The 8336-nt window shown below is 67.8% G+C and carries 1 protein-coding gene; it reads left to right on the plus strand.

Going from position 1 to position 8336, the window contains the following annotated elements; translation table 11 throughout:
* A partial coding sequence (locus tag ACXJKR_RS17655) for a beta strand repeat-containing protein (protein WP_457323928.1) occupies positions 1-8336 on the plus strand: 8336 nt, incomplete at both ends.

An 8336-nucleotide genomic window follows, 5' to 3' on the forward strand; every position in this document is an offset into this window, starting at 1 on the left:
GTACGGCCGATCTGAACAGCCTGAGCAGCAGCCAGTTCTCCAATCTTTCGTCTGGCCAGGTCCAGGCACTGACCAACACCCAGCTCGCCAACCTCGCCACCGACAACTTGAACGCGTTGGGCACGGCCCAGTTCGCGGCCCTGTCGTCCAGCCAGTTCGGCGCATTGACCACCGGCCAACTGGGCAAGCTCGAAACCGCCGATCTGCGCGCTGTCACGACAGCCTCGCTCAACGGCCTGTCCTCAGACCAGGTTGGCGCCTTGGCCAGCGATGCCGTCGGCTCACTGACCACGGCACAGGTCGGCTCGCTGGGCACCGCCCAGATCAAGGGCCTGACCACGGGTGACATGGTCGCCCTGACCTCGGGCCAGGTCGCGGCGCTGAACTCTACCCAGGCCGGCAGCCTCTCCACCGCCCAACTGGCGGCTATTGAGACGGCTGACGTCAAGTCGTTGACGACCGGCGCCCTGCGCAACCTGTCGTCYGACCAGCTCGACGCCTTCACCAGCGACCAGCTGCGCGCGCTCAGCAGCGGCCAGATCAACTCGCTGACGACTGCACAAGTCAACACCCTGGGCACGGCCGACCTGAACAGCCTCACCAGTGGCCAGTTCGCCAATCTGTCCTCCGGCCAGGTTCAAGCACTGACCAACACCCAGCTCGCCAATCTCGCGACCGACAACCTCAACGCGCTGGGCACCGCCCAGTTCGCGGCGCTGAGCTCCAGCCAGTTCGGCGCTCTGACCACCAGCCAGTTGGGCAAGCTGGAGACGGCCGATCTGCGTGCTGTCACGACCGCCTCGCTCAACGGCCTGTCCTCGGACCAGGTCGGCGCGCTGGCCAGTGACGCTGTTGGCTCGCTGACGACAACCCAAGTCGCCTCTCTGGGCACGGCCCAGATCAAAGGGCTGACCACGGGTGACATGGTCGCCCTGACTTCGGGCCAGGTCGCTGCACTGAACTCGACCCAGGTGACCGGTCTGTCCACGGCGCAGATCGCTGCGATCGAGACGGCCGACATCAAGTCGCTGASCACCGGCGCSCTGCGCAACCTGTCGTCTGACCAGCTCGACGCCTTCACCAGCGATCAACTGCGTGCGCTGAGCAGCGGCCAGATCAACTCGCTGACGACCAGCCAGATCAATACGCTGGGCACAGCCGACCTGAACAGTCTCACCAGCAGCCAGTTCGCCAACCTGTCGTCCGCGCAGGTCCAGGCGCTGACCAACACCCAGCTCGCCAACCTCGCCACGGACAACCTGAACGCATTGGGCACGGCCCAGTTTGCAGCGCTCTCGTCCAGCCAGTTCGGCGCACTGACCACCGGCCAGCTCGGCAAGCTGGAGACGGCTGACCTGCGCGCCGTCACGACCGCGGCCCTCAACGGCCWGTCCTCCGACCAGGTCGGTGCGCTGGCCAGCGATGCCGTCGGCTCGCTGACGACCGCTCAAGTGGCCTCGCTGGGCACCGCCCAGATCCAGGGCCTGACCACGGGTGACATGGTCGCCCTGACCTCGGCCCAGGTCGCTGCCATCAATTCGACCCAGGCCGGCAGCCTGTCCACCGCCCAGATTGCCGCCCTCGAAACGGGCGATGTCAAGTCRCTGACGACSGGYGCSCTGCGCAACCTGTCGTCCGACCAGCTCGACGCYTTCACCAGCGACCAGYTGCGTGCACTCAGCAGCGGCCAAGTCAATTCGCTGACCACGAGCCAGATCAATACGCTGGGCACGGCTGACCTGAACAGCCTGACCAGCGGCCAGTTCGCCAACCTGTCCTCGGGCCAGGTCCAGGCGCTGACCAGCACCCAGCTCAGCAACCTCGCCACCGACAACCTGAACGCGCTGGGCACCAGCCAGTTCGCGGCGCTGAACTCCAGCCAGTTCGGYKCRCTGACCACYGGCCAGCTCGGCAAGCTCGAGACCGCYGACCTGCGYGCCGTCACGACGGCTGCGCTCAACGGCCTGTCCTCAGACCAGGTCGGCGCCCTGGCCAGTGACGCCGTCGGCTCGCTGACGACGGCACAGGTCGGCTCGCTGGGCACCGCCCAGATCAAGGGCCTGACCACCGGCGACATGGTGGCTCTGACCTCGGGCCAGATCGCCGCCATCAACTCCAACCAGGCGGGTGCGCTGTCCACCGCCCAGATCGCCGCCATCGAGACAGCCGACGTCAAGTCCATCTCCACCGGCGCGCTGCGCAACCTGTCGACGGACCAACTCGACGCCCTCACGAGCGACCAGCTGCGCGCACTGACCTCCACCCAGCTGAACGCGCTGACCACCAGCCCGCAGCTCGTCAACATCTCCACGGGTGACCTGAATGTGCTGACGACTGGCCAGATGGCCAACCTGTCGACGGCTCAGATCCGTTCGCTGACGACCGACCAGCTCGGCAACCTGTCGACCGACAACCTCAACGCGCTGGGCACTGCCCAGTTCGCGGCCCTGTCGTCCAGCCAGTTCGGCGCACTGAGCACCAGCCAGCTGGCCAAGATCGAGACGGCCGACCTGCGCGCCGTCACGACCGCCGCCCTCAACGGCTTGTCTTCCGATCAGGTCGGCTCCCTGGCCAGCGATGCCGTCGGCTCGTTGACCACGGCGCAAGTCGCCTCGCTGGGCGCCGCCCAGATCAAGGGCCTGACCACGGGTGACATGGTCGCTTTGACCTCGGGTCAGGTCGCTGCACTGAACTCCACGCAGGCCGGTAGCCTGTCCACCGCCCAGATTGCCGCCATCGAAACCGSCGACGTCAAGTCGCTGACCACCGGYGCSCTGCGCAATCTGTCGTCCGAYCAGCTCGACGCTTTCACCAGCGACCARCTSCGCGCGCTCAGCAGCGGCCAGGTCAACAGCCTGACCACATCCCAGGTCAACACGCTGGGCACGGCGGATCTGAACAGCCTGACCAGCGGCCAGTTCGGCAACCTTTCGTCGACCCAAGTCCAGGCGTTGACCAGCACGCAGCTCAGCAACCTCGCCACCGACAACCTGAACGCGCTGGGCACCAGCCAGTTCGCTTCCCTGAACTCCGGCCAGTTCGGCTCGCTGACCACCGCCCAACTCGGCAAGCTCGAGACCGCCGACCTGCGCGCCGTCWCGACSGYCGCGCTCAACGGCCTGTCTTCCGACCAGRTCGGCGCSCTGGCCAGTGACGCCGTCGGCTCGCTGACGACGGCACAGGTCGGCTCGCTGGGCACTGCCCAGATCAAGGGACTGACGACGGGTGACATGGTCGCCCTGACTTCCGGCCAGATTGCCGCCATCAACTCCAACCAGGCGGGTGCGCTGTCCACCGCCCAGATCGCCGCCATCGAGACAGCCGACGTCAAGGCCATCTCCACCGGCGCGCTGCGCAACCTGTCGACGGACCAACTCGACGCCCTGACGAGCGACCAGCTGCGCGCACTGAGCTCGACGCAGCTCAATGCGCTGACGACCGCCCCGCAGGTCAACAACCTGTCGACGGCCGATCTGAATGTGCTGACCACCAGCCAGATCGCCAATCTGTCGACGGCCCAGGTCCGCGCGCTGACCACCGACCAGCTCGGCCACCTGACCACCGACAACCTCAACGCSCTGGGCACCGCCCAGTTCGCGGCGATGAGCTCCAGCCAGTTCGGTGCACTGACCACCGGCCAACTYGGCAAGCTCGAAACSGCCGAYCTGCGCGCCGTCACSACCGCKGCMCTCAAYRRCCTGTCKTCCGAYCAGGTCGGYKCCYTGGCCAGCGAYGCYGTCGGCTCGCTGACCACGGCRCAAGTSGCCTCGCTGGGCACCGMCCAGATCAAGGGCCTGACCACGGGTGACATGGTSGCCYTGACCTCGGCCCAGGTCGCCGCCCTCAACTCCGCACAGGCCGGTGTGCTGTCTACCGCCCAGATTGCCGCCATCGAGACCGCTGACGTCAAGTCGCTGTCCACGGCTGCGCTGCGCAACCTGTCCACGGACCAGTTGGATGCCCTCACGAGCGACCAGCTGCGTGCCCTGTCCTCCACCCAGCTCAATGCGCTGACTACCAGCCCGCAGCTCGCCAACCTGTCGACGTCCGACCTGAACTCGCTGACGACCGGCCAGATGGCCAATCTGTCGACGGCCCAGGTCCGCGCGCTGACCACCGATCAGCTCGGCCATCTGAGCACGGACAACCTCAACGCCCTGGGCACCGCCCAGTTCGCGGCGCTGAGCTCCAGCCAGTTCGGTGGCCTCGCCACCAGCCAGTTGGCCAAGCTCGAGACGGCTGACCTGCGCGCCGTCACCACGGCGGCCTTGAATGGCCTGTCCTCCGATCAGATCGGTGCCCTGGCCAGCGACGCCGTCGGCTCGCTGTCCACGGCGCAGGTCGCCTCGCTGGGCAGCAGCCAGATCAAGGGTCTGACCACCGGCGACATGGTCGCCCTGACCTCGGGCCAGATCGCCTCGCTGAACTCCACGCAGGCCGGCAGCCTGACCACGGCCCAGATCGCCTCCATCGAGACGGCCGACATCAAGTCGCTGTCCACCGGCGCCCTGCGCAACCTGTCCTCCGACCAGCTCGACGCCTTCACCAGCGACCAACTGCGCGCGCTGAGCAGCGGCCAGGTCAACAGCCTGACCACGGCCCAGGTCAACGCCCTGGGCACGGCCGACCTGAACAGCCTGACCAGCAGCCAGTTCTCCAATCTGTCCTCGGGCCAGGTCCAGGCGCTGACGAGCACCCAGCTCGCCAACCTCGCCAGCGACAACCTGAACGCCCTGGGCACGGCCCAGTTCGCAGCCCTCACTTCGGGCCAGTTCGGCGGCCTGAGCACCAGCCAGCTGGCCAAGCTCGAAACCGCTGACCTGCGCGCCGTCACGACGGCCGCCCTCAATGCCCTGAGCTCCGACCAGATCGGTGCCCTGGCCAGCGACGCCGTCGGTGCCCTGTCCACGGCGCAAGTCGCTTCGCTGGGCACCAACCAGATCAAGGGCCTGACCACCGGCGACATGGTCGCTCTGACYTCGGCCCAGGTCGCCGCCATCAACTCGGCCCAGGTGGCCGGCCTGTCCACCGCCCAGATCGCGGCCATCGAGACGGCCGACATCAAGGCCCTGTCGACGGCTGCCCTGCGCAACTTCTCGACCGATCAACTGGACGCCCTGACCAGCGACCAGCTGCGCGCGCTGTCCTCGGCCCAGCTCAATGCGCTGAGCACCAGCCCGCAGTTCGCCAACCTGGGTACCGCCGACCTGAACGCGCTGACCACCGGCCAGATCGCCACCCTGTCCACGGCCCAGGTCCAGGCGCTGACCAGCACCCAGCTCGCCAACCTGACCACCGACAGCCTCAACGCCTTGGGCACGGCGCAGTTCGCGGCACTGGGTTCCAGCCAGTTCGGCGCGCTGACCACCAGCCAGCTCGGCAAGCTCGAAACCGCCGACCTGCGTGCAGTGACCACGGCCGCCCTCAATGCGCTGAGTTCCGACCAGGTCGGTGCCCTGGCGAGCGACGCCGTCGGCGCCATGACCACCGCCCAGGTGGCCTCGCTGGGCACTGCCCAGATCCAGGGCCTGACCACGGGTGACATGGTCGCCCTGACCTCGGCCCAGGTCGCTGCCTTGAACTCTGCCCAGGCCGGCTCGCTGTCCACCGCCCAGGTCGCCGCCATCGAGACGGCCGACATCAAGTCGCTGTCCACCGGCGCCCTGCGCAACCTGTCCTCCGACCAGCTCGACGCCTTCACCAGCGACCAGCTGCGTGCCCTGAGCAGCGGCCAGATCAACAACCTGACCACGGCACAGGTCAACACCCTGGGCACCGCTGACCTGAACAGCCTGAGCAGCGGCCAGTTCGCCAACCTGTCCACGGCCCAAGTCCAGGCGCTGACCAACACCCAGCTCGGCAACCTGAAGACGGACAGCCTCAACGCACTGGGCAGCTCGCAGTTCGCTGCCCTGTCGTCCAGCCAGTTCGGCGCACTGGCCACCAGCCAGTTGGCCAAGCTGGAGACGGCCGACCTGCGTGCGGTCTCGACCGCGGCGCTGAACGGCCTGTCCTCCGACCAGATGGCGGCCCTGGCCAGTGATGCCGTCGGCTCGCTGACGACGGCGCAGATCGCGGCGCTCGGCACGCTGCAGATCCAGGGCCTGAGCACGGCCGACATGGTCGCCCTGACCTCTGGCCAGATCGCCGCGATCAACTCGACGCAGTCCGCCAGCCTGTCCACGGCCCAGATTGCCGCCATCGAGACCGCCGACATCAAGTCGCTGTCCACCGCTGCGCTGCGCAATCTGTCCACCGACCAGCTCGACGCCCTCACCAGCGACCAGTTGCGCGCCCTGTCCTCGGCCCAGCTCAATGCCTTGAGCACCAGCCCGCAGTTCGCCAATCTGGGTACCGCCGATTTGAACGCGCTGACCACCGGTCAGATCGCCACCCTGTCCACGGCCCAGGTCCAGGCGCTGACCAGCGTCCAGCTCGCCAACCTGGCGACGGACAGCCTCAACGCGATGGGATCGGCACAGTTCGCGGCCCTGTCGTCCAGCCAGTTCGGCGCGCTGACCACCAGCCAGCTCGGCAAGCTCGAAACCGCCGACCTGCGCGGCGTGACGACCGCGGCCCTCAATGCGCTGAGCTCCGACCAGATCGGCGCGCTGGCCAGTGATGCCGTCGGCACGCTGACCACGGCGCAGGTCGGGTCGCTGGGCACCGCCCAGATCAAGGGCCTCAGCACGGCTGACATGGTCGCGCTCACCTCGACCCAGGTCGCGGCCTTGAACTCCGCCCAGGCCGGCACCCTGTCCACCGCCCAGTTGGCGGCCATCGAGACGGCCGACATCAAGTCGCTGTCCACGGCAGCCCTGCGCAACCTGTCCTCCGACCAGCTCGACGCCTTCACCAGCGACCAGCTGCGCRCACTGAGCAGCGGCCAGGTCAACAGCCTGACCACGGCCCAGATCAACACCCTGGGCACGGCCGACCTGAACAGCCTGACCAGCGGCCAGTTCGCGAACTTGTCCTCGGCCCAGGTCCAGGCCCTGACCAACGCCCAGCTCGCCAACCTGGCGACCGACAACCTCAACGCCTTGGGCACCGCGCAGTTCGCTGCGCTGGGTTCCAGCCAGTTCGGCGCGCTGACCACCAGCCAGCTGGGCAAGCTGGAGACGGCCGACCTGCGCGCGGTGTCCACCGCCGCGCTGAACGCGCTGAGCTCCGACCAGGTCGCGGCACTGGCCAGTGACGCCGTCGGCTCGCTGACCGCGGCACAGGTGGGTGCACTGGGCACGACCCAGATCCAGGGCCTGAGCACGGCCGACATGGTGGCCCTGACGTCGACGCAGATCGCCGCGATCAGCTCGACGCAAGCCGACGTGTTGTCCACGGCCCAGGTCGCCGCCATCGAGACGGCCGACATCAAGTCGCTGTCCACGGCAGCCCTGCGCAACCTGTCGTCCGACCAGCTCGACGCCTTCACCAGCGACCAGCTGCGCGCCCTGAGCAGCACGCAGATCAACAACCTGACGACGGCGCAGATCAACACCCTGGGCACGGCCGACCTGAACAGCCTGACCACCAGCCAGTTCAGCAACCTGTCGTCCGCCCAGGCCGAGGCACTCACCACCAGCCAGCTCGGCAACCTGGTCACCGACAACCTCAACGCCCTGGGCACGGCGCAGTTCGCCGCGCTGGACTCCGACCAGTTCGGCGCACTGACCACCAGTCAGCTCGCCAAGCTGGAAACCGCCGACCTGCGCGCCATCACGACGGCCGCCCTGGCCGGCCTGGATTCCGACCAGTTCGCCGCCCTGTCGACCGACCACATCGTCGCGCTGAGCACCGCCCAGGTGCTGTCGCTGACGACCAGCCAGCTCGACGGCTTCTCGGCGGCCGACATGACGGCGATGAGTTCGACGCAGGTCTCGGTGCTGACGACGGAACAGGTGGCCTCGCTGTCGACTGACCAGATCGTGGCCATCGACGCCACAGACCTGGCCAAGCTGTCCACGGCCTCGCTGCGTGCCCTGACCGACACCCAGCTGGCAGCCCTGACGACTGATCAGCTGACCGGCCTGGCTGGCCGCGTCAATGTACTGACGACCAGCCAGATCAACCACCTGTCCACGGACGATCTGAACTCGTTCACGGCCTCGCAGTTCGGCGTCATGACCTCGAGCCAGGTCCAGTCCTTCAGCACCGACCAGATGAAGGCGCTGGAGACCGACGACCTGCGCGCCCTGACCACGGCCAACTTCGCGGCCCTGAGCAATGCGCAGATCGACGCGATCACCACGGCCCAGTTCACGACGCTGAAGGTGACCCAGATCACCGCGCTGACGACGGACCAGGCCGCCGCGCTGACGACCGACCAGGTCCATGCC

This window comes from Roseateles sp. P5_E11 (genome assembly GCF_054049355.1).